The 20,617-nt window shown below is 70.0% G+C and carries 18 protein-coding genes and 1 riboswitch; of the genes, 8 read left to right on the forward strand and 10 right to left on the reverse strand.

Annotated elements, in window-relative coordinates; all coding sequences use genetic code 11:
- Window positions 1-65: 65 nt before the first annotated feature.
- Entirely contained in the window at window positions 66-1,340 is a 1,275-nt protein-coding gene (locus tag ACWDZ7_RS05740; protein ID WP_451795122.1) for an extracellular solute-binding protein, read from the reverse strand.
- Window positions 1,341-1,665: 325 nt separating this feature from the next.
- Between ACWDZ7_RS05740 and ACWDZ7_RS05745 the strand changes: the two genes are divergently transcribed.
- The 8 genes from ACWDZ7_RS05745 to ACWDZ7_RS05780 all read left to right on the forward strand — a co-directional run bounded on the left by ACWDZ7_RS05745 (window position 1,666) and on the right by ACWDZ7_RS05780 (window position 11,188).
- Window positions 1,666-2,448 (forward strand): GntR family transcriptional regulator, encoded by a 783-nt coding sequence (locus tag ACWDZ7_RS05745; RefSeq protein ID WP_451512910.1) that lies wholly within the window; start codon window positions 1,666-1,668, stop codon window positions 2,446-2,448.
- 96 nt (window positions 2,449-2,544) lie between these two features.
- The gene (locus ACWDZ7_RS05750; protein ID WP_451795125.1) at window positions 2,545-4,611 is read left to right on the forward strand and encodes a carbon starvation CstA family protein; all 2,067 of its coding nucleotides are present in this window, start codon (window positions 2,545-2,547) and stop codon (window positions 4,609-4,611) included.
- On the forward strand, window positions 4,608-4,805 hold the full coding sequence (locus ACWDZ7_RS05755) for a YbdD/YjiX family protein (RefSeq protein WP_451795126.1): 198 nt from the start codon (window positions 4,608-4,610) through the stop codon (window positions 4,803-4,805). The genes ACWDZ7_RS05750 and ACWDZ7_RS05755 overlap by 4 nt, the downstream gene beginning before the upstream one ends.
- Before the next feature lie 110 nt (window positions 4,806-4,915).
- The gene (locus ACWDZ7_RS05760) at window positions 4,916-5,179 is read left to right on the forward strand and encodes a DUF3311 domain-containing protein (protein ID WP_451795128.1); all 264 of its coding nucleotides are present in this window, start codon (window positions 4,916-4,918) and stop codon (window positions 5,177-5,179) included.
- Entirely contained in the window at window positions 5,176-6,804 is a 1,629-nt protein-coding gene (gene mctP / locus ACWDZ7_RS05765) for a monocarboxylate uptake permease MctP (protein ID WP_451795129.1), read from the forward strand. Before ACWDZ7_RS05760 ends, mctP begins: the two co-directional genes overlap by 4 nt.
- A 75-nt stretch (window positions 6,805-6,879) precedes the next feature.
- Complete coding sequence (locus ACWDZ7_RS05770; RefSeq protein WP_451795130.1) at window positions 6,880-7,374, forward strand: GNAT family N-acetyltransferase; 495 nt, start codon at window positions 6,880-6,882, stop codon at window positions 7,372-7,374.
- Window positions 7,375-7,485: 111 nt separating this feature from the next.
- A riboswitch (cobalamin riboswitch) is annotated at window positions 7,486-7,608 on the forward strand.
- Window positions 7,609-7,736: 128 nt separating this feature from the next.
- Window positions 7,737-10,166 (forward strand): ribonucleoside-diphosphate reductase subunit alpha, encoded by a 2,430-nt coding sequence (locus ACWDZ7_RS05775; RefSeq protein ID WP_451795132.1) that lies wholly within the window; start codon window positions 7,737-7,739, stop codon window positions 10,164-10,166.
- Window positions 10,166-11,188: a ribonucleotide-diphosphate reductase subunit beta gene (locus ACWDZ7_RS05780; RefSeq protein WP_451795133.1), complete on the forward strand. Its 1,023-nt coding sequence runs from the start codon at window positions 10,166-10,168 to the stop codon at window positions 11,186-11,188. Before ACWDZ7_RS05775 ends, ACWDZ7_RS05780 begins: the two co-directional genes overlap by 1 nt.
- 151 nt (window positions 11,189-11,339) lie before the next feature.
- Here ACWDZ7_RS05780 and ACWDZ7_RS05785 read toward each other — a convergent pair whose 3' ends face one another.
- The 9 genes from ACWDZ7_RS05785 to ACWDZ7_RS05825 form a co-directional block, all read right to left on the reverse strand.
- The gene (locus tag ACWDZ7_RS05785; protein ID WP_451795134.1) at window positions 11,340-12,665 is read right to left on the reverse strand and encodes a bifunctional albaflavenone monooxygenase/terpene synthase; all 1,326 of its coding nucleotides are present in this window, start codon (window positions 12,663-12,665) and stop codon (window positions 11,340-11,342) included.
- Window positions 12,662-13,774, reverse strand: coding sequence for an epi-isozizaene synthase (gene cyc1, locus ACWDZ7_RS05790; protein WP_451795135.1), 1,113 nt, complete (start codon window positions 13,772-13,774; stop codon window positions 12,662-12,664). Before cyc1 ends, ACWDZ7_RS05785 begins: the two co-directional genes overlap by 4 nt.
- Before the next feature lie 312 nt (window positions 13,775-14,086).
- Window positions 14,087-14,737, reverse strand: coding sequence for a peptide deformylase (gene def, locus ACWDZ7_RS05795; RefSeq protein WP_451795137.1), 651 nt, complete (start codon window positions 14,735-14,737; stop codon window positions 14,087-14,089).
- 80 nt (window positions 14,738-14,817) lie between these two features.
- Window positions 14,818-15,798 carry a tetratricopeptide repeat protein gene (locus tag ACWDZ7_RS05800; RefSeq protein ID WP_030780912.1) on the reverse strand — a complete coding sequence of 327 codons (981 nt, stop codon included), beginning with the start codon at window positions 15,796-15,798 and terminating at the stop codon, window positions 14,818-14,820.
- A 138-nt stretch (window positions 15,799-15,936) separates the two neighbouring features.
- Complete coding sequence (locus ACWDZ7_RS05805) at window positions 15,937-17,343, reverse strand: HD-GYP domain-containing protein (RefSeq protein WP_451795138.1); 1,407 nt, start codon at window positions 17,341-17,343, stop codon at window positions 15,937-15,939.
- Window positions 17,241-18,578, reverse strand: coding sequence for an HD-GYP domain-containing protein (locus tag ACWDZ7_RS05810; RefSeq protein ID WP_451795139.1), 1,338 nt, complete (start codon window positions 18,576-18,578; stop codon window positions 17,241-17,243). Before ACWDZ7_RS05810 ends, ACWDZ7_RS05805 begins: the two co-directional genes overlap by 103 nt.
- A 143-nt stretch (window positions 18,579-18,721) precedes the next feature.
- Window positions 18,722-19,030, reverse strand: coding sequence for a mycothiol system anti-sigma-R factor (rsrA, locus tag ACWDZ7_RS05815; RefSeq protein WP_451512697.1), 309 nt, complete (start codon window positions 19,028-19,030; stop codon window positions 18,722-18,724).
- Entirely contained in the window at window positions 19,027-19,701 is a 675-nt protein-coding gene (gene sigR, locus ACWDZ7_RS05820; protein ID WP_451795141.1) for an RNA polymerase sigma factor SigR, read from the reverse strand. The genes rsrA and sigR overlap by 4 nt, the downstream gene beginning before the upstream one ends.
- Window positions 19,702-19,933: 232 nt before the next feature.
- The gene (locus tag ACWDZ7_RS05825; protein WP_451795142.1) at window positions 19,934-20,611 is read right to left on the reverse strand and encodes an alpha/beta hydrolase family protein; all 678 of its coding nucleotides are present in this window, start codon (window positions 20,609-20,611) and stop codon (window positions 19,934-19,936) included.
- Window positions 20,612-20,617 lie beyond the last annotated feature (6 nt).

The raw sequence follows: 20,617 nt of genomic DNA on the forward strand, positions 1-20,617 counted from the left end.
AACGCAGAGGTGAGCCGGGGGCGGCGAGGGCGTGTCACCCGCCGCCCCCGGCAAGAGGGGCGTCCTTACTGCTTCTGCGACAGGCGCTTGTTCAGTTCGCCCTCGACCTGCTTCGCGGCGTCGGCGGGCGACTTACCGTTGAGCACCGCGGTCATGTAGTTCTTGATCGGGTTCGGCGGGTTCTCGACCGCGCCCCACTCCGGGATCAGCGGGGTGATGCCGCCGCCGGGGGTGGCCGGGGTCATGGCCTTGGCGGCCGGGTTGCCCGCGAGGGCGGACTCGAGAGACTCCTTGTTCGGGATGACGCCGCCTTCCTTGGCGAACTGACCCTCGAACTTGTCGGACAGCGCGATCTTCAGGAACTCCTTGGCGAGCTCCTGCTTCTTGCTGGTCGCGGCGATGGCGAGGTTGGAGCCGCCGAGGAAGACACCCTCGGGCTTGTCCGCCGTGGCGCCCGGGATCGTGAAGTAGCCGATGTCCTTCGCGATCTTCTTGTCCGTCTTGATCGCGAGGTCCGCCTCCCACGGCATGCCGATGAACGTGGCGGTCTTGCCCTTGCCGAAGACCTCGCCCTGCTGCGGCGTGGCCTCGTCCTTGTTCTTGGGGGCCTTGGAGAGCTTCTGGAACTCCTGGTAGGTCTTCATGGCCTTGGTGACCTTGGGGTCGCCGAGGTTGGAGACGTACTTGTCGCCGTCCTTCTTGACCAGCTCGGCGCCCTCGCCGATGGTCAGGCCGACGAAGTGGTACCAGAACTGGCCCGGCATGTAGAGCGGCTCGGCGTCGGTCTTCTCGCCGATCTGCTTGAGGTCCTTGAGGAACTCGGCGCGTGTCTTCGGGGTGTCCTTGAGGCCGGCCTCGGCCCAGATCTTCTTGTTGTAGACCACGACGCGGTTGAGGACGAACCACGGGGCGGCGTACTGCTTGCCGTCGATCACCGAGGCCTTGTTCATCGACTCGGTCCAGTCGGCGCCGAGCGTCTCCTTGAGGTCGCCGAGTTCGGCGAGGCCGCCCGTCTTGGCGTACGCGGCGGTCTGGGTGTTGCCGATCTCGAAGACGTCCGGCGGGTTCTCCTCGGAGAGGGCCGTGGTCAGCTTCTGCTGGATGCCGTTCCACTGCTGGACTTCGAACTTCAGCTTCGCGCCGGTCTTCTTCTCGAAGGCCGCCGTGACGTCCTTCTGCCACGTGTCCGGCGTCGAGCCGTCCATCGCCCAGAGCGTCAGCGTCTCGCCCTTGAAGCCGTCGGCTCCGCCGGACTTCTTGTCCCCGTCGTCACTGCCGCAAGCCGCGACCGAGACCAACATGCCCGCGACACCAATGGCCGCTATGAGCTTGCGCTTCACGTCACCCTCCTCAAGGGATGCCAGTCAACCCCCCACCCGCAGCGACCGAATGGACCGAGATCTGCCCGTGGGACTGGAACCTGGTCTTTAATGGTGTAGACCAGTACCGGGAGCTTGGCCTAGACCTATAGGGGTGTCAAGGGTGTATAAGAAGGGCTGTCGCGTCCGTTATCGGACCGACACCTGAGCGGACAAGGCCTTCCCCCAAGCTCTCGACTTCGCTCGACCAGGGGGCGCCCCCATGCCCCGTACCGTGCCACGATGTGAGCCGCGACAGACGGAGGAGCCGGTGACGGCAGCAGCACAGGAGCCGGGAAGGCTGACTATGGGCACCGAAGCGGGCAGGACCGGGACCGATGCGGGCGCGCCTTCGGAGGGCCCGAGCGTCGGCCGCACCGCGCGCGTGCCCAAGTACTACCGCCTGAAGCGGCACTTGCTCGACATGACGGAGACGCTGCCGCCCGGCACCCCCGTCCCCCCTGAGCGCACGCTCGCCGCCGAGTTCGACACCTCGCGTACGACGGTCCGCCAGGCCCTCCAGGAGCTGGTCGTCGAGGGGCGCCTGGAGCGGATCCAGGGCAAGGGCACCTTCGTCGCCAAGCCGAAGGTGTCGCAGGCCCTCCAACTCACCTCCTACACCGAGGACATGCGGGCCCAGGGCCTCGAACCCACCTCGCAGCTTCTGGACATCGGCTACATCACCGCCGACGACACCCTCGCCGGGCTGCTCGACATCGGCGCGGGCAGCCGGGTCCTGCGCATCGAGCGCCTGCGCCTTGCCAACGGCGAGGCGATGGCCATCGAGACCACGCACCTGTCGGCCAAGCGCTTCCCCGCCCTGCGCCGCTCCCTGGTGAAGTACACCTCGCTCTACACCGCGCTCGCCGAGGTGTACGACGTACATCTCGCCGAGGCCGAGGAGACCATCGAGACCTCGCTGGCCACCCCGCGCGAGGCGGGCCTGCTCGGCACCGACGTCGGCCTGCCGATGCTGCTGCTGTCCCGGCACTCGCTGGACGGCACGGGACGGCCGGTGGAGTGGGTGCGCTCGGTCTACCGGGGCGACCGCTACAAGTTCGTGGCCCGCCTGAAGAGACCCACCGACTGAGCGCGGCACGGACACACCGACCACGCGGTCTGGCGCGGATCACCTCGCTGCTCTACGTTCCTCCCGTCATCGCATGATGAACGGGAGGACGACCCGGTGCGCAGAGCAGATCCCCGATCCATCGCCGTCTGGACCCTCGTCGCGCTGGTCGGCGCCACGGGCTGGACCGTACTGGCGCTCGCGCGCGACGAGGAGGTGTCGGCCGCCTGGATGGTGGCGGCGGCCCTCGGCTCGTACGCCGTCGCGTACCGCTTCTACTCCAAGTTCATCGCGTACAAGGTCCTGAAGGTCGACGCGACCCGGGCGACGCCCGCCGAGCGGCTCGACAACGGCATCGACTTCCACCCGACCGACCGCCGCGTCCTGCTCGGCCACCACTTCGCCGCCATCGCCGGCGCGGGACCGCTGGTGGGGCCGGTCCTCGCCGCGCAGATGGGGTATCTGCCCGGCACGATCTGGATCATCGTCGGCGTGATCTTCGCGGGTGCCGCACAGGACATGGTCGTGCTCTTCTTCTCGACGCGGCGGGACGGCAAGTCGCTCGGGCAGATGGCACGGGACGAGATCGGGCCGTTCGGCGGGGCCGCCGCGCTGCTCGCCGCGTTCGCCATCATGATCATCCTGCTCGGGGTGCTCGCCCTGGTCATCGTCAACGCGCTCGCCGAGTCGCCATGGGGCACCTTCTCCATCGCGATGACCATCCCGATCGCCCTGCTGATGGGCTTCTACCTGCGGGTCCTGCGCCCGGGGCGGGTCAGCGAGGTCTCCCTCATCGGTGTCGCGCTGCTCCTTGTCGCGCTCGTCGCCGGGCGCTGGGTCGCCGAGTCCTCGCTCGCGGACACCTTCACGCTCGCGCCCTCGACGCTGGTCGTCTGGCTGGTCGCGTACGGCTTCATCGCCTCGATCCTGCCGGTGTGGATGCTGCTCGCGCCGCGCGACTACCTGTCGACGTTCATGAAGATCGGGACCATCCTGCTGCTCGCGCTCGGTGTCGTCATCGCCCTGCCGACGCTGAGGATGGACCCGGTGACCGACTTCGCCTCGCGCGGCGACGGGCCGGTCTTCGCGGGCTCGCTCTTCCCCTTCGTCTTCATCACCATCGCGTGCGGTGCCCTGTCCGGCTTCCACGCGCTGATCTCCTCGGGCACGACGCCGAAGATGATCCGGAAGGAGACGCAGGTCCGGATGATCGGGTACGGCTCCATGCTGATGGAGTCGGCCGTCGCCGTCATGGCGCTCGTCGCGGCGTCGATCATCGACCCCGGGCTGTACTTCGCGATGAACGCGCCGGCGGGCGTCGTCGGCGACACCGTGCAGGAGGCGTCGAAGGCCGTCGCGGGCTTCGGGTACTCCATCTCCCCCGCCGACCTGGCGCAGGCCGCCAAGAACGTGGAGGAGTCCTCGCTGCTCTCGCGCACGGGCGGCGCCCCCACGCTCGCGGTCGGCGTCTCCGAGATCTTCTCGAAGGTCACGGGCGGCTCGATGCGGGCCTTCTGGTACCACTTCGCGATCATGTTCGAGGCGCTGTTCATCCTGACCGCGCTCGACGCGGGCACGCGCGTGGGCCGCTTCATGCTCCAGGACATGCTCGGGAACGTCTACAAGCCCTTCAAGAATGTCAGTTGGAAGCCGGGCCTCGTGCTGACCAGCGCGGCCGTCACCGGCCTCTGGGGCTACTTCCTCTGGGTGGGCGTGCACGAGCCGCTCGGCGGCATCAACCAGCTCTTCCCGATCTTCGGCATCGCCAACCAGCTCCTCGCCGCCGTCGCCCTCACCGTCTGCACGACGCTGCTCGTGAAGTCCGGACGCCTCAAGTGGGCCTGGGTGACCGGAATCCCGCTCGCCTGGGACGCCACGGTGACACTGACGGCGAGCTGGCAGAAGGTGTTCTCCGGCGATCCCCGGGTGGGCTTCTTCACCCAGCGCTCGATCTACCAGGACGCCATCGACGACGGCAAGGTCCTGCCGCCCGCCAAGACCATGGACGACATGCACACCGTCGTCACCAACTCCACGGTGGACGGCGTCCTCTCGGCCGCCCTCGCCCTGCTCGTCGTCATCGTGATCCTCGACGCGGCACGGGTGTGCGTGAGACACGTGCGCAACCCCGCCGCCACCGAACTGCGCGAAGCGCCCTACGTGGAATCGAAGTTGACGGTATGACCATGGTGTTGCGCGGGCTGCGCTGGATGCGCTGGTACGTCCGCGAGCTGACCGACGAGTCGGCGTACGAGCGGTATGTGGCGCACGTACGCAAGGACCATCCGGCCGCGCCGGTGCCCAGCCGCCGCGCGTTCGAGCGTATGCGGACGGACCGCCAGGAGTCGGACCCCCGGCAGGGGTTCCGCTGCTGCTGAGCAGGCACATCGGCCGGTCCGTTATTCGGACAGGGGTTCCATACAGCGAGACTGTGGCTTAGATTTCCCGCACGTTAAGCATGAGATAAGTGAGGGAACGGAGCCGCGACATGTCAGATGCGCCTGAAGTGAACAGACCGGTGGTCACACCGGTCCGCGTGGTCATCGCGGCCTGCCTTGTCGCACCCTTCGTGGCAATGCTCTGGGTCAGTTCGTACGCGAAGATCGAACCGACCTTCATAGGCATCCCGTTCTTCTACTGGTACCAGATGCTCTGGGTGCTCGTCTCCACGGTGCTCACGATGATCGCGTACAAGCTGTGGCAGCGTGACCAGCGCGACCAGCGCGCCCGCAAGGAAGGTGCGCGGTCATGAACGACGGAGTCAACGGCGTCGCGCTCGCCGTCTTCATCCTCTTTTTCGTCGCGGTCACCGTCATGGGCTTCCTCGCCGCCCGCTGGCGCAAGGCCGAGAACGACCAGAGCCTGGACGAATGGGGCCTGGGCGGCCGGTCGTTCGGCACCTGGGTCACGTGGTTCCTGCTCGGCGGCGACCTCTACACCGCGTACACCTTCGTGGCCGTCCCGGCGGCGATCTACGCGGCGGGCGCGGCCGGGTTCTTCGCGGTGCCGTACACGATCCTCGTCTATCCGCTGATCTTCACCTTCCTGCCGCGTCTGTGGTCGGTCTCGCACAAGCACGGCTACGTGACGACCTCCGACTTCGTGCGCGGGCGGTTCGGCTCGAAGGGGCTCTCGCTGGCCGTCGCGGTCACCGGCATCCTCGCCACGATGCCCTACATCGCGCTCCAACTGGTCGGCATCCAGGCGGTCCTCGACGTCATGGGCGTCGGCGGCGGCCCGGACACCCACTGGTTCATCAAGGACCTGCCGCTCCTGATCGCCTTCGCGGTGCTCGCCGCGTACACCTACTCGTCGGGGCTGCGCGCGCCCGCGCTGATCGCGTTCGTGAAGGACGGCCTGATCTATCTCGTCATCGTCGTCGCGATCATCTACATACCGATCAAGCTCGGCGGCTTCGACGAGATCTTCGCCAAGGCCGGTGACGCCTTCGCGCAGACCAACCCGGCGACCGACAAGCCGCGCGGCGCCCTCGCGCCCGCCGAGGCCGGGCAGTGGACGTACGCGACGCTCGCGCTCGGCTCGGCGCTCGCGCTCTTCATGTACCCGCACTCGATCACGGCGACCCTCTCCTCCAAGAGCCGCGACGTGATCCGCCGCAACACCACCATCCTGCCGCTGTACTCGCTGATGCTCGGCCTGCTCGCGCTGCTCGGCTTCATGGCGATCGCGGCCGGGATCAAGGTGGACAACGGCCAGTTGGCGATCCCGCAGCTCTTCGAGACCATGTTCCCGGACTGGTTCACGGGCGTGGCCTTCGCGGCCATCGGCATCGGCGCGCTGGTCCCCGCGGCCATCATGTCGATCGCGGCCGCGAACCTCTTCACCCGGAACATCTACAAGGACTTCATCAAGCCCGACGCGACGCCCGCGCAGGAGACCAAGGTCTCCAAGCTGGTCTCGCTCATGGTGAAGGTCGGCGCGCTCGCCTTCGTCCTCACCATGGACAAGACCGTCGCGATCAACTTCCAGCTGCTCGGCGGCATCTGGATCCTCCAGACGATGCCCGCGCTGGTCGGCGGCCTGTTCACGCGCTGGTTCCACCGCTGGGCGCTGCTCGCGGGCTGGGCGGTCGGCATGGTCTACGGCACCCTGGCCGCGTACGGCGTCGCCTCGCCGACGCAGAAGCACTTCGGCGGCTCCTCCGACACGATCCCGGGCATCGGCGAGATCGGCTACATCGGCCTCACCGCGTTCGTCCTGAACGTCGTCGTCACCGTGGTCCTCACCTTCGTCCTGAAGGCGCTGAAGGCCCCGGACGGCATCGACGAGACCTCCCCCGAGGACTACACCGCGGACGCGGGCGACCCCGGAGTCGTCCAGGAACTGCCGAAGGCTACGGCGGGCGCCGGGCACTGAGCCTCTCCCCGTCACGACGAGGGCCGCCGGAAAACCGGCGGCCCTCTGTCGTACCCGTGTTGCACACTGCGCGGCATGGACATCACGATCAGACACGCACACCCCGAGGAGTACGAGGCGCTCGGCGCCCTCACCGCGCAGGCCTATCTCGACGGCGGGCACCTGGACTTCGGGACCGAGGACCCCTATCTCGCGGTACTGCGCGACGTGGCGGCGCGCGCGGCCGACGCCGACATCCTGGTGGCCGTCGATGACGCGAAGACACTCGGCTGCGTCACCTACGTCCCGTCCGGCGGGCCGATGGCGGACATCGCGCGCGAGAACCAGGCCGAGATACGGATGCTGGCCGTCTCCCCCGAGGCGCGCGGCCGGGGCGCCGGCGAGTCGCTCGTACGGGAGTGCGTGCGGCGCGCCAAGGACGCGGGCCGCACCGGGCTCGTCCTGTCCACGCAGACGTCGATGCACGCCGCCCACCGGCTGTACGAGCGCCTCGGCTTCGTACGGACGCCCGAGCGCGACTGGAGGCCGATCGAGACGGTGCCGCTGCTGACGTACGAGCTGAAGCTCTAGGCGCCCCCTCCAGGCCCCTTCCAGGCCCCCTCCAAGCAACGGCCCCTCCTGCACCGCCCCTGCGAGCCGACACAAGATGTGGGCCTGCTTCAGGGACCCGGCACAAGATGTATGCTCGTGCTCGCTGTCGCCGCAGGGGAATCCGGTGCAAGTCCGGAACTGTCCCGCAACGGTGCATGTGTACGCATTCGGCGTACGCGGAGTCCGAGGACCTGCCGACAGCGCACCCGTGCCGTCCGGCCCGGGTGCCGACCGTCCGGGCCTCGTGGAGTGGGCCGGTGGACGCGGTACGCCGCCCTGTCCGGGTGCGCCCGTGTGCCCTCCCCTCCCCTGGCCCAGAGCCGAGCGAGGGAGTGCCCCACGTGACCATCGCGCCTGCCGAACCCGCGTCAGCGCCGTCGACGCCGACGCCGATGCCGACCACCCAGGGTGCCGAGGGAACCGACGGACCAGGGGCCGCGCTGCTGCGCACCCTGACCGACCTCACCGCCGACCTTCCCGACGCCGACCCCGGCCGGGTCGCCGCCGCCGCGCTGCGGGGCCGGTCCGCGAAGGCCGCCTCCGAGATCACCGCGGAGCTGCGGGAACTGGCGACCGAGGCGGCCGCGGGGCTCATCTCCGAGGACCCGGCGTACTCGAAGCTGGCGGCCCGGCTCCTGTCGATCGGCATCCGCGAGGAGGCGGCGACGCAGGGCGTGCGCTCCTTCACCGACTCCATCGCGGTCGGCCACCGCGAGGGCCTGATCGCCGACCGTACGGCGTCCTTCGTGACGGAGCACGCGGCCCGGCTCGACGCGCTGGTGGACGCCGCGCTCGCCGACGGCGCCGACTTCCGCTTCGGCTACTTCGGCCTGCGCACCCTGCACAGCCGCTATCTGCTGCGCCACCCGATCACCCGGCAGGTCATCGAGACCCCGCAGCACTTCATGCTGCGCGTCGCGAGCGGTCTCGCGGAGGACGGCGGCGAGCGCGCCCTGGACGAGGTCGCGGCGCTGTACCGCCTGATGAGCCGCCTGGACTACCTGCCGTCGTCGCCGACGCTCTTCAACTCCGGCACCCGCCACCCGCAGATGTCCTCCTGCTACCTCCTCGACTCCCCGCTGGACGAGCTGGACTCGATCTACGACCGCTACCACCAGGTCGCGCGGCTCTCCAAGCACGCGGGCGGCATCGGACTCTCGTACTCCCGCATCCGTTCCCGTGGCTCGCTGATCCGTGGCACGAACGGGCACTCCAACGGCATCGTGCCGTTCCTGAAGACCCTGGACGCCTCGGTCGCCGCCGTGAACCAGGGCGGCCGGCGCAAGGGCGCGGCCGCGGTCTACCTGGAGACCTGGCACTCCGACATCGAGGAGTTCCTGGAGCTGCGCGACAACACCGGTGAGGACGCGCGCCGCACGCACAACCTCAACCTCGCGCACTGGATCCCGGACGAGTTCATGCGCCGGGTCGCCGCCGACCAGGACTGGTCGCTGTTCTCCCCGGCCGACGTGCCCGACCTCGTCGACCTGTGGGGCAAGGAGTTCGACGCCGCCTACCGCGGGGCGGAGGCCGCCGGGCTCGCGAAGAAGACCATCCCGGCCCGGGAGCTGTACGGCCGCATGATGCGCACCCTCGCGCAGACCGGCAACGGCTGGATGACGTTCAAGGACGCCGCCAACCGCACCGCCAACCAGACGGCGGAACCCGGCCACACCGTGCACTCCTCCAACCTCTGCACGGAGATCCTGGAGGTCACGGACGACGGCGAGACGGCCGTCTGCAACCTCGGCTCGGTCAACCTCGGCGCGTTCGTGGACGCCGCCGCCGGTGACATCGACTGGGAGCGGCTCGACGAGACCGTCCGTACCGCCGTCACCTTCCTCGACCGCGTCGTCGACATCAACTTCTACCCGACCGAGCAGGCCGGGCGCTCCAACGCCAAGTGGCGCCCGGTGGGCCTCGGCGCGATGGGCCTCCAGGACGTCTTCTTCCAGCTGAGGCTGCCCTTCGACTCCCCCGAGGCGCGCGCCCTGTCCACCCGTATCGCCGAGCGGATCATGCTCGCCGCGTACGAGGCCTCCGCGGACCTCGCCGAGCGGAACGGGCCGCTCCCGGCCTGGGAGAAGACCCGCACCGCGCGCGGCGTCCTGCACCCGGACCACTACGGTGCCGTGCTGACCTGGCCGGAGCGGTGGGCGGCCCTGCGGGCGCGCATCGCCACCACCGGCATGCGCAACTCCCTCCTGCTCGCCATCGCGCCGACCGCCACCATCGCGTCCATCGCGGGCGTCTACGAGTGCATCGAGCCGCAGGTCTCCAACCTCTTCAAGCGTGAGACGCTCAGCGGCGAGTTCCTCCAGGTCAACGCCTACCTGGTGGAGGAGCTGAAGCGGCTCGGCGTCTGGGACGCGCAGACCCGCGAGGCGCTGCGCGAGGCCAGTGGCTCGGTGCAGGGCTTCAGCTGGATCCCCGAGGACGTCCGCGCGCTGTACCGCACGGCGTGGGAGATCCCGCAGCGCGGTCTGATCGACATGGCCGCCGCGCGCACGCCGTTCCTCGACCAGGCGCAGTCCCTGAACCTGTTCCTGGAGACGCCGACCATCGGCAAGCTCTCCTCGATGTACGCCTACGCCTGGCAGCAGGGCCTGAAGACGACGTACTACCTGCGCTCGCGCCCCGCCACCCGCATCGCCCGCGCGGCCGGCTCCGGCGCGACCGCCGCCACCGCCCCCGTACCCGCGCAGGTCACGGCCGAAGACGCCGTCGCCTGCTCCCTGGAAAACCCCGAGTCCTGCGAGGCCTGCCAGTAATGAGCTCCACGACCAACAGTACGAAGAACCTCCTCGACCCGGGCTTCGAGCTGACCCTGCGCCCCATGCGCTACCCGGACTTCTACGAGCGCTACCGGGACGCGATCAAGAACACGTGGACGGTGGAGGAGGTCGACCTCCACTCGGACGTCACCGACCTCGCCAAGCTCACGCCTGGCGAGCAGCACATGATCGGCCGCCTGGTCGCGTTCTTCGCGACCGGTGACTCGATCGTCTCCAACAACCTGGTGCTGACGCTCTACAAGCACATCAACTCCCCCGAGGCGCGGCTGTACCTGAGTCGTCAGCTCTTCGAGGAGGCCGTGCACGTCCAGTTCTATCTGACGCTGCTCGACACGTATCTGCCCGACCCGGAGGACCGCGCGGCGGCCTTCGACGCGGTCGAGGAGATCCCCTCCATCCGCGAGAAGGCGCAGTTCTGCTTCAAGTGGATGGACTCGGTCGAGAAGCTGGAGCGCCTGGAGACCCAGGCCGACCGCCGCCGCTTCCTGCTCAACCTGATCTGCTTCGCCGCGTGCATCGAGGGCCTCTTCTTCTACGGTGCCTTCGCGTACGTCTACTGGTTCCGCAGCCGCGGTCTGCTGCACGGCCTGGCGACCGGCACCAACTGGGTGTTCCGCGACGAGACGATGCACATGAGCTTCGCCTTCGACGTGGTCGACACGGTCCGCAAGGAGGAGCCCGAGCTGTTCGACGACGCGCTTCGGACGCAGGTCACGGACATGCTGAAGGAGGCCGTCGAGGCCGAGCTGCAGTTCGCCCGCGACCTGTGCGGCGACGGTCTGCCGGGCATGAACACCGACTCGATGCGCGAGTACCTCCAGTGCGTCGCCGACCAGCGCCTCCAGCGCCTTGGCTTCGCGCCGGTCTACGGCTCGGCCAACCCGTTCTCGTTCATGGAGCTTCAGGGGGTCCAGGAGCTGACCAACTTCTTCGAGCGGCGCCCTTCGGCGTACCAGGTCGCGGTCGAGGGGTCGGTCTCCTTCGACGACGAGTTCTAGGGACGCCTGCTCCCGGTAGCCGCGCGGGGCGTCCCCCGCCGCGCGCGGCTGCCGGTCGATCCGGCGTGCTGCCGGCGCAGGAGTTGCTGGAGGGCTCGGAGGGGATGACGGACCCCGAACGCCTACCGCCGCACCTTCCGCGGACCGGCCGTCAGCGCCGCTCGGCGCGCAGGACCAGGCGCTTGGGGTGCAGTGTGATGCCCACGCGCGTGCCGGTGTCGGTCTCCGCGACCGGCTCCAGGCGCCACTTGGGCACCACGGTCCCCAGGATCAGGGCCAGTTCGGCCAGACTGAAGTGGTCTCCCGGACACTTCCGATTGCCGACACTGAACGGCATCATCGCGAACTCCGGTACGTCACCGACGCGTTCGGGGCTCCAGCGGTCCGGGTCGAACTCCAGGTGCCGCTCGAAGGAACGCGGGTCGCGCTGCATCGCGTACACGCTGTATACGATGTCCGCGTCCGCCGGAATGCGATAGCCGCCCAGCTCGGTCTCGGCCACGGACCGGCGCGTGAATATCCAGGCGGCCGGCCGTATGCGCATGGCCTCGGTGATGACATTGCGGAGGTGCGGCAGGCTCCCCAGATCGGCGAATGTGATCGCGCGATCCCTGGCCACGGAATTTACTTCTTCAACCAACCGCCTTTCCTGGTCCGGGTGTTCGGTGAGCAGATGGAACGCCCACGCCAGCGTCGACGCGACATTCTCCGCTCCGGCGACGACGAGCGAAACCACGTGGTCGTGGATCTCCTGGTCGGCTATGGGCTCCCCGGATTCGTCCGTGGCCCGCAGCAATTCCGCGAGCAGGTCGTCCGGGCCGCCGGGCCCTGCCGCGCGGCGCTCCGCGACGATCTCGTCGACGAGTGCGTGCAGATCGGCGAGCGCCCTCTCGAAGCGCCGGTTGGCGGGGGTCGGCACGCGGTGGAGCGGCCCGAAGGAGAGCACCATCCGGCGGTAGAGCCCCTGGAACACGGTGTGCAGCGAGTCGGCGATGCGGTCCGCCTTCTCGCCGATCGAGCCGACCTCCAGCAGGGAGCGCGAGACGACGCGCACGGCCGTGCGGAACATCTCCGCGCTCACGTCGACCGTGGCGCCCGGCCGCCAGCGGGCCGCCGTGGCGCGCGCCTCCTCCTCCATCACCTTGGCGTAGTCGGCGATCCGCTCGGGCCTGAACGCGGGCTGCATCATCCGGCGCTGGCGCCGGTGCAGCTTGCCGTTGCTGGTCGCCACGCCCTTGCCGAGGAGCACCTCCAGGGTGTCCCAGAGCGGTCCGCCGACGATGTACTCGGGGCGTTTCAGCAGGGCGCCGACCAGCTCCGGGTCGCAGACCACGTACGCCGTCCTGGGCCCCAGCCTGATCCGTACGAGATCTCCGTGGTCACGCAGAGCGGCGAGGAAGCCGAGCGGGTCGCGCACCAGGTTCCAGGCGTGGCCGAGCAGGGGCGCGCCACCGCCGACGAGCGGCGGGGCGCTCATTCCTCACCCACCAGTTCGTTTTCCGCCAGGACATCCTCCGTCACATACGGGGGCATGGACCGGTCGTCCCAGCTGTCCACCCGATAGCGTCCGGATTCATGGTGGAACCAGTAAACGGAAGAGAACCAGTTCCGCATGTTGAAGACGCAGGATTCCACCGCGTTCGCCAGTTCTTTTCCTTCGACCGTTCCGTCGGACAATTGCGCCGCGAGCGACAGCACTTCCACCTCGGCTGCGAGGAAATCCGTGACGCATTGACTGACCCGCCGGTGTACTTCTCGTACGGCTTCTTCGAGCGTCAGTCCCTCGTGCTGGATGAGGCTGATCCCGAGATTGTGCACTTCGTCTCCCGCGAGTTCTTTGGGGAGCGAGCACAGGTCGTTGTACCAGGCCGAGAAGTCCTGGGTCGCGAGGGCCGCCCGGAGGTACGCGGGGTGCTTCCTTATGGCGCGCGGCAGTTCGCGGCGCGCGGTCGGTTCGAGGAGGTCGATCCAGGCCCAGTGCGCGAACGTGAGGCGGCGCAGCTCCACGTACGCCTCGACCGTGGGGACGGTGCCGCTGCGCCGGTTCCTGAACTCCTGGTCGTATGCCTCTATCACGGGGTGGAAGTGGCGGGCGAACCGGGCGTTCCAGCTGGGGCCGAGGAAGGAGTACAGGCGGCGTACGCAGTCCGCGAACCCCGCGACCAGCGGGTCGCGGTGGTGGCGGTACCGCCGGGGGTCTTCGAGGGCGCCGTGCAGGCCGCGGCAGAGCCACCGCCACTGGGTCGCCCTGCCGTGCACCGAGTCACGGTCGTGCCGGTCGTCCCAGGCGAAGAACCAGCTGCTGAGGTCCGCTATCGCCCTCAGCAACTCGTCGGGCGCGCCAATGTAGTAGCCCGCCACCAGGTCGGTGTAGCAGAGGCCGTCCGCGTACCGCTCGACCTTGTCGGGCGGCATGAGCCGCATTTCGCGTAGCCAGGTCCTGGACTTCTCCTGAAGCTTTGGCCAATACGGGTGCAGACGGCGAGGAAACGCTGCCTCGATCACCGGAACGGCCAGCGCCGGTGGGACCGATACCGCCTGCGCGTGTGGCTGTGTCTGTGAAGTGCTTCCGGAATATGCAGGCACGGACAAACCCCTTTCAGCCGCCTGAACGGCACACACCCCTCCCGCCGTGCCGGGCGCGCGCCGTTGTGTATCTCCCCGCGCTTTCCATTCAGCACCACAACTGACCGTTCAGGGAACAGTTTTGCGCCATTCACTACCCCCCAGTGCCGAGAACACCCCCGTACGTGACTGATTATGGATCTTCGGCAGCCGGTTCTGCTCGCACAGGTGAGCGGCTCATGCCGACGGCCCCTGGCCGGGAGGGTTCCCGGCCAGGGGCCGCTGGTGTCACGCGGTTACCGCGCCGCTCAGACGTCGCGCACGCCGCGCACGTCAGTCATTGGGCACCACGGGGTAGCGCGGGGTGCCCTCTGCCATCTGGCGCAGGGCGTCCTTGCGCTCCCTCTTGGAGAGGCGGTCGATGTACAGGTAGCCGTACAGGTGGTCCGTCTCGTGCTGGAGGCAGCGGGCGAAGTAGCCGCCGCCCCGCACCTTGATGGGGTTGCCCTTCTCGTCCTGCCCGGTCACCTCGGCGTAGTCCGGGCGGGCCAGCGGGGCGTACGCGGTGGGCACGGACAGGCAGCCCTCGCCCGAGTCGTCGAGGCGGCGCTGCTCGGCGGGCAGCTCCCGCAGCACCGGGTTGCAGACGACGCCGACGTGGCGCACGCCCTCGTCGTCCATGCAGTCGTAGACGAAGACCTTCAGGTCGACGCCGACCTGGTTGGCGGCCACGCCCACGCCCTGCGCGACGCGCTGGGTCGCGAACATGTCGTCGACCAGCTTCGCGAGCTCGTCGTCGAAGGACGTGACGTCCTTGCACTCCTTGTGCAGGACCGGGTTGCCGACGACCGTGATCGGCCGCGACGTGCCGCGCTCGCGGTAGGCCGTCTCGCGCTCCTCGCAGTCCTCCGTGTCGATGACGAAGCCCTCGTCGTCGACGGGGAGCACCCCGCCGGAGGCCTGCTGCTCAGTGTCCTGCGCCATGTCCGCCGTAAGCCTTCCGTGAAACCCTCAGAGTTTGTGCCGGTACAGCCTACGGCGAAGTACCGGCACGCCTCCTCGGGTCAGCAGACCTCTTCGAGGTCCCGCCAGTCCCGCGAGTCCGGGCTGTCCGCGACCCAGCTGTCGAGGAGCCCGCGCACCAGGGCGGCCGGCGCCGCGATGCCGCACTCCCGCTCCGGCACCCAGATCGCGCCGGGGCTGCGGTGGCCGAGGGGGCCCGGGTGGCCCGGCTCGCTGTGGTCGTGCGGGTCCAGGTGCTCGCCGTCGCCCTCGTCGCTCGGCATCCGGGACTCCGAGCACATGCGGCACAGCAGCCGCACGGACGACGACCAGTCCTCGGCGGCGAAGCCCGCGTCGGCCGCGAGCTGCTCCAGGGCGTCCCGGTCGTCCTCGGTGGCGGCCTCCAGGAGGACGACCCAGGTCGGCACGGGTGAGGGCGCCCAGAGCTCGATCTCGTCGAACACGGGGTACGAGTGTCCGGCCGCCGTCGTCCGCTCGCCGTGCGGGACGCCGTCGTGCAGCACGACCTCGCCCCAGCGGCGCCCGGAGGAGGGCAGCGGGATGGAGAGCACCTCGATGCGCGCGGGGTCCAGCCTGCGGCCCCACACCACCTCGGCCTCGCCCTCCGGGGAGAGCCGCACGGCCGCGCTGCCCAGCTCCATGCCCGAGGGCTCGCCGGACGCGGCCACACCGCCGGGCACCTTCAGGCCGTACGCCTGCCAGGCGCGGCGGGCCAGCGGCCAGTCCTGGAGCGCGGTCGCCGCGATGCCGACGTTCCACCAGTCCGGGGCGCCGGCCGAGCGATCCAGGAGTGCGACGGCGCGCAGCCCGGCGGCCCGCGCCTGCTCCCAGTCGTGCCGGAACTTGTGGAGCAGCGCGAGGTTGAACCAGGACTCGGACAGCCAGGGTTCCAGATCCGCCGCGCGCGTGAGCAGCGCTCCCGCGTCCTCGTACCGGCCGTCGCCGATCAGCGTGAACGCGCGGTCGGTCGCCTGCCGCCATGAGGCGGAGGGCCGATGCCGTCCCTTGCCGAAGATCCTCACGATTCCCGCCTGATTCCCGCCTGTCACGATTTCCGGAAGTCCCATCCTGCGAAGGCGCGGCGTCGGGTCCATGCCCCCGTGCACCCTCTTCTTCGCATCCAACCACGTACGGTCGGACGGCCGCTCATTACCCATGGGTTACCCAGCCGGGGACGAGCTAAGGCCGCCCCTCGACACCACCCTCGCCAGCGACTCCACGACCTCGGGCTGGTAGTCGCGGCCGGTGGCGAGCCTCAGCTTCTCCAAGGCGTCGAGCGGCCCGCCGAGCGCCCCCGAGGCTCCTTCTCCCCGCGCCATCTCGTCGTACGCGTTCGCGGTGCGCACAATACGGGCGGTGAGCGGCTGACGGCGGTAGGGGTCGGCCTGGCGCTCGACGACGACGGCGACCTCGGAGTCCACCCCCGTCTGCCGTACGACGGCGCCGCCGAGCAGGGCTATTCGGCGCTGCTGCGCCTCGGGCAGCGCGGCGGTGGCGCCCTCGGGGACGGGGTCGACGAGGGACAGCTGGCCGATGTCGTGCATCAGCGCCGCGTACTCCAGGACCGTGAGGTCCGGCCCGGTGAGGCCGAGGTCCCGCCCGACGGCCCGGCTGAGCCCGGCGACGCGGTGGGCGTGGCCCTGCGGGGTGTACCCGGCGATCTCGGTGGCGCGGGCCAGCGACGCGATGGTCTGCCGGTAGGTGGCCCGCACCGCCGCGTACCGCCGGAAGGACAGCTGGGTGAGCAGCAGGGGGAGGCTGAACACGGGCAGCGCCCAGAGCCCCGCCACGGCCACCGCGAGCGCCATCACGGCCCCTGTCGCGCAGACGGCGGAGCCGATGCCCAGCATGGCCCGCAGCTCGTCGCGGAGCAGCGGCCCGAACGGCCAGCGGGTCCGGGCGTGCGCCATCGCGGCGGCGAGGACGGCGTCGCAGAGCGCGGTGAGGGCGAGCAGGGCGACGATGACGAGCGCGAACCAGGGGCCGTGGCCGACCCAGTCCTTCAACCTGCCCGCGTTGTAGAGGGGTTGGAAGCAGACGGCGGCGAACGCGACGGTCAGCACGCGCCGCGCCATGTGGTCGGGCGTGGGCCCCAGGCCGCGCGCCACGTGCGGCACGGCCCCCGCGAGGGCCGCCGCGACGACCACGGCGATCACCTGGAGCACTCCGTGGTGCGTGGCCTGCCCGGCGTTCTGCCCGAGCAGCGCGTACGCCAGCGCCCCCGCGGCCCCGAGCGGCGCGGGCTCGCGGTCGCTCGCGCCTCCCCACCGGGCCAGCTCACCGAGGGTGATCAACACCCCGAAGGCGAGCGCGACCGGCCCTTCGACGACGCCGTGCCACAGGGTCCAGCCGAGAGAGGCGAGGGCGAGCAGCCCGGCGAGCCCGTGGGCCACCGTCGTGGGCAGGCGTTCCGCACGCCGGGACAGACGGGCACTCCCGGCGCCGGGGGCCGGGACGGAGGCGCTCACCGCGGTGCCGAACCGCGGACCGCGGGTGCGGGCAGAGCCCGTGCGGGCGGTACGTTTCCTCCGCCTTCGGGGACGTCCGAAGTGACCCCGGGATGCCATCCGTCCCGGCCGAGGGCCCGCGTCAACGCCGCGACCATCACCGGGTCGAACTGCGCCCCCGCGCACCGGGCCAGCTCCTCCAGCGCCGCCGGCACCGGCCGGGCCCGCTGGTAGGACCGCGTGGACGTCATCGCGTCGAAGGCGTCGGCCACGGCGACCACCCGTGCGCTCTCGGGGATCTGCCGCCCGGCGAGCCCGTAGGGGTAGCCGCTGCCGTCGATCCGCTCGTGGTGGTGCAGGATCGCCGCCCGCGCCTCGCCGAGGAAGCCGATGCCGCGCACCATCTCGTGTCCGTACTCGGGATGCAGTTCGATGACGCGCCGCTCCTCCGGAGTGAGGGGTCCGTCCTTGCGCAACAGCCGTGTGGGTACGCCGAGTTTCCCGACGTCGTGCAGGATCCCGGCGAACCGCAGGACCTCGACCCGCTCGTCGTCCATGCCCAGCTCGCGCGCGATCATCACCGAGGCGCGGCCGACCCGCTCGCTGTGGCCGCGCGTGTACTTGTCCTTGAGGTCGACGGCCTGGACGAGCGCCCGGATGGTGGCCTGGTGGGCGGCCCGCTCGCGGTGGTACTGCGCGAAGACCCAGCAGGAGACGCCCATCGGGAGCAGCACGAGCAGCGCGGCGGCGGGGCCGTACGGGCTGGTCCAGAGCACCGCCATCATCAGACCGGCGAGCCCGTGCACGGCGACGGGCGCGAGCGAGCGCGGGAAGAGACCCCGCCAGGCGGCCCGCGCGGGAACGCGCTCGGCGGTCAGGAGAACGCCGCCGTCCAGGGCGGCGAGCACGGCGGAGAAGGCGAGCACGGCGGCTCCCGCGGGCCCGAGGACGTACGGGAAGTCCGGCGCCGCGCAGGCCGCTGGGCCGCCCAGCGCGGCGTACGCCCGCGCCGCCGCCCAGGTGGCCAGGGCGAGTTGGGCGGCGCGCCAGAGGCGGCGCACCCAGCGGGGGCGCCGGTCGACGCGGGCGAGCAGCGCGCCGGGCACGGCGACGAGCGCGGCGGCCGACGGCGGCAGCAGGAACGCCCCGGCGAGCAGCACGGGGAAGAAGGTGCCGAGGCCGCGCGTGCGGCTTCGGGGGAGGGTGATCCGCTCGCACCCGGCGCAGAGCGCCGCGAGGAGCGCGACGGCGGGCCAGGGGGTGCGCCCGCTCAGCAGCGCCGGGGCGGCACAGGCGGCGCCGACCAGAGCGACGCACAGGGTGTACACGCGGGCCCACGCCGGCACCGACCGCATGGAGTTCTCCTCCCCGTTCCGGGTCGCAAGACCCAGGTCCGGAGACTAGAACGGCTGCTCGGCGGCCAGCACCCGACGGCGGCGAATTAGCACATTCGAGTGACGGGAGGGGAGAACGGGGCCTTGGGGTGGTACCGGAGTGTTCACGCCTCCGAGGGGGCCGCGTCCTGGGTGACGTCCTGGTCGGGCACGGTCTGCCCGGAGCGGATGAGGTCGATGCGGCCCATCACCTTGGCCCGCAGGTCGACGGGTACGTCGTCCTGGCCGCAGCAGCGCTTCACCAGCTTCTTCACGGCCTGCTCCAGGCCGTACTTCTCCAGGCACGGCGAGCACTCCTCGAAGTGCGTCTCGAACTTGGTGCAGTCACTGTCCGGCATCTCGTGGTCCAGGAACTCATAGAGGTGGTCCAGGACTTCACTGCAGTCAGTCTCGTGCGGCTCTCCGCAGCTCATGAGCCCGAGCCTTTCGTTCCGTTCGACTCCCCGGCACCCGCCGGGACGAGCCCGCGGTCACGGGCGTAGTCCTCCAGCATGCCGCGCAGTTGGCGTCGGCCCCGGTGCAGCCGGGACATCACCGTACCGATGGGTGTCCCCATAATGTCCGCGATCTCCTTGTAGGCAAAGCCCTCTACATCGGCCAGATAGACGGCGATGCGGAATTCCTCGGGGATCGCCTGCAGCGCCTGCTTCACGTCCGAGTCGGGCAGGTGGTCGAGCGCCTGCGACTCGGCGGAGCGCAGACCGGTGGACATGTGCGACTCGGCGCGCGCGAGCTGCCAGTCCTCGATCTCCTCGGCGGCGCTGCGCTGGGGCTCGCGCTGCTTCTTGCGGTACGAGTTGATGAACGTGTTCGTGAGGATGCGGTACAGCCACGCCTTGAGGTTGGTGCCCTCGCGGAACTGGTGGAACGACGCGTACGCCTTCGCGTAGGTCTCCTGCACCAGGTCCTCGGCGTCCGCCGGATTGCGCGTCATGCGCAGCGCCGCCGAGTACATCTGGTCGAGGAAAGTCAGTGCGTCCCGCTCGAATCGGGCCGTGCGCTCCGCGGCCGTCTCAGAACCCTCATCGGGGCGCTCCGCCTGGCCGTGCTCGGTCCCTGCGTCGGTCCCAGTGACCGGACCCACCTCCTCCAACGACGTGGCGAGGCCGAAAGCAGCCCCACTCGAATCGGAGGATAGACGACGATCCACTCCGCGCGCCGCCCGAATAGTTGCGCTTTTGGGTGCGCTCAAGACCGTCCACTCCAGGTCAGAGGCGCTGGAGCGGTTCGGGCAGATGGTCGAACCCATGCGGCGGACTCCCTCTCGTACGAACACGTCGACGACGGTGTGCACCGTCTGTTCGCGACAACAGAGGTCACGCGCCCAACATTCCCACCCACCGTGTGACGCCGTCCGTGATGACCGCCACGGCCTCGTCCTGGGTCGGGTCCGCCCTCTTCGGCACCGCGAAACCGTGATCGCCGAAGGGCACTTCCACCAACTCGTACGCCCCGTCGGGGAACTCGGCGGGCTTCCCGAACGGGTCGTTGCCGCCCTGCACGACGAGGGTCGGCACGCCGGCGCCGAGCAGCTCGTCGGCGCGGGACTTCTCGGGCCTGCCCGGGGGGTGCAGGGGGAAGCTGAGGGCGAGCACGGCGGCCGCGCCCAGCTCCGTGGCCGTGCGGCAGGCGACGCGCGCGCCCGCGCTGCGGCCGCCGGAGATCACCGGGAGCCCCTTCTTCTCCAGGGCGGGCCAGATCCCCCGCCACCCCACGTCCAGTGTCTTGGGGGCGGGCGCCAGCTTCTTGCCCGCGACCCGCCAGGGCTGCTCGACGAGGGCGACGCTCACGCCGTGGGCGGGCAGGGTGGCGGCGAGCGCCCGCAGGTCGCGGGCCTCGATGCCGCCGCCGGCGCCGTGGCTGACGGCGAGCAGGAACCGGGCCTTCTTCTTCGCCGGGTGCCAGGTGATCCGCGCCTCACCGGCGTCGGTCTCGACAAGCTCAGTGGGTTCAGTGGTCTCAGCGGGCTCGCTCTGCGTCACGTGCCTCGTCATGTGCGT

Source organism: Streptomyces sp. NPDC003032, assembly GCF_053591415.1.

Coding starts and splice junctions, on each gene's coding strand:
- ACWDZ7_RS05810 (WP_451795139.1), bottom strand. CDS start 18,578: ATGCGGTCGGTGCCGGCGTGGGCCCGCGTGTACACCCTGTGCGTCGCT.
- ACWDZ7_RS05825 (WP_451795142.1), bottom strand. CDS start 20,611: ATGACGAGGCACGTGACGCAGAGCGAGCCCGCTGAGACCACTGAACCC.
- rsrA (WP_451512697.1), bottom strand. CDS start 19,030: ATGAGCTGCGGAGAGCCGCACGAGACTGACTGCAGTGAAGTCCTGGAC.
- ACWDZ7_RS05805 (WP_451795138.1), bottom strand. CDS start 17,343: ATGGCATCCCGGGGTCACTTCGGACGTCCCCGAAGGCGGAGGAAACGT.
- mctP (WP_451795129.1), top strand. CDS start 5,176: ATGAACGACGGAGTCAACGGCGTCGCGCTCGCCGTCTTCATCCTCTTT.
- ACWDZ7_RS05770 (WP_451795130.1), top strand. CDS start 6,880: ATGGACATCACGATCAGACACGCACACCCCGAGGAGTACGAGGCGCTC.
- ACWDZ7_RS05785 (WP_451795134.1), bottom strand. CDS start 12,665: ATGAGCGCCCCGCCGCTCGTCGGCGGTGGCGCGCCCCTGCTCGGCCAC.
- ACWDZ7_RS05760 (WP_451795128.1), top strand. CDS start 4,916: ATGTCAGATGCGCCTGAAGTGAACAGACCGGTGGTCACACCGGTCCGC.
- def (WP_451795137.1), bottom strand. CDS start 14,737: ATGGCGCAGGACACTGAGCAGCAGGCCTCCGGCGGGGTGCTCCCCGTC.
- ACWDZ7_RS05780 (WP_451795133.1), top strand. CDS start 10,166: ATGAGCTCCACGACCAACAGTACGAAGAACCTCCTCGACCCGGGCTTC.
- ACWDZ7_RS05755 (WP_451795126.1), top strand. CDS start 4,608: ATGACCATGGTGTTGCGCGGGCTGCGCTGGATGCGCTGGTACGTCCGC.
- ACWDZ7_RS05745 (WP_451512910.1), top strand. CDS start 1,666: ATGGGCACCGAAGCGGGCAGGACCGGGACCGATGCGGGCGCGCCTTCG.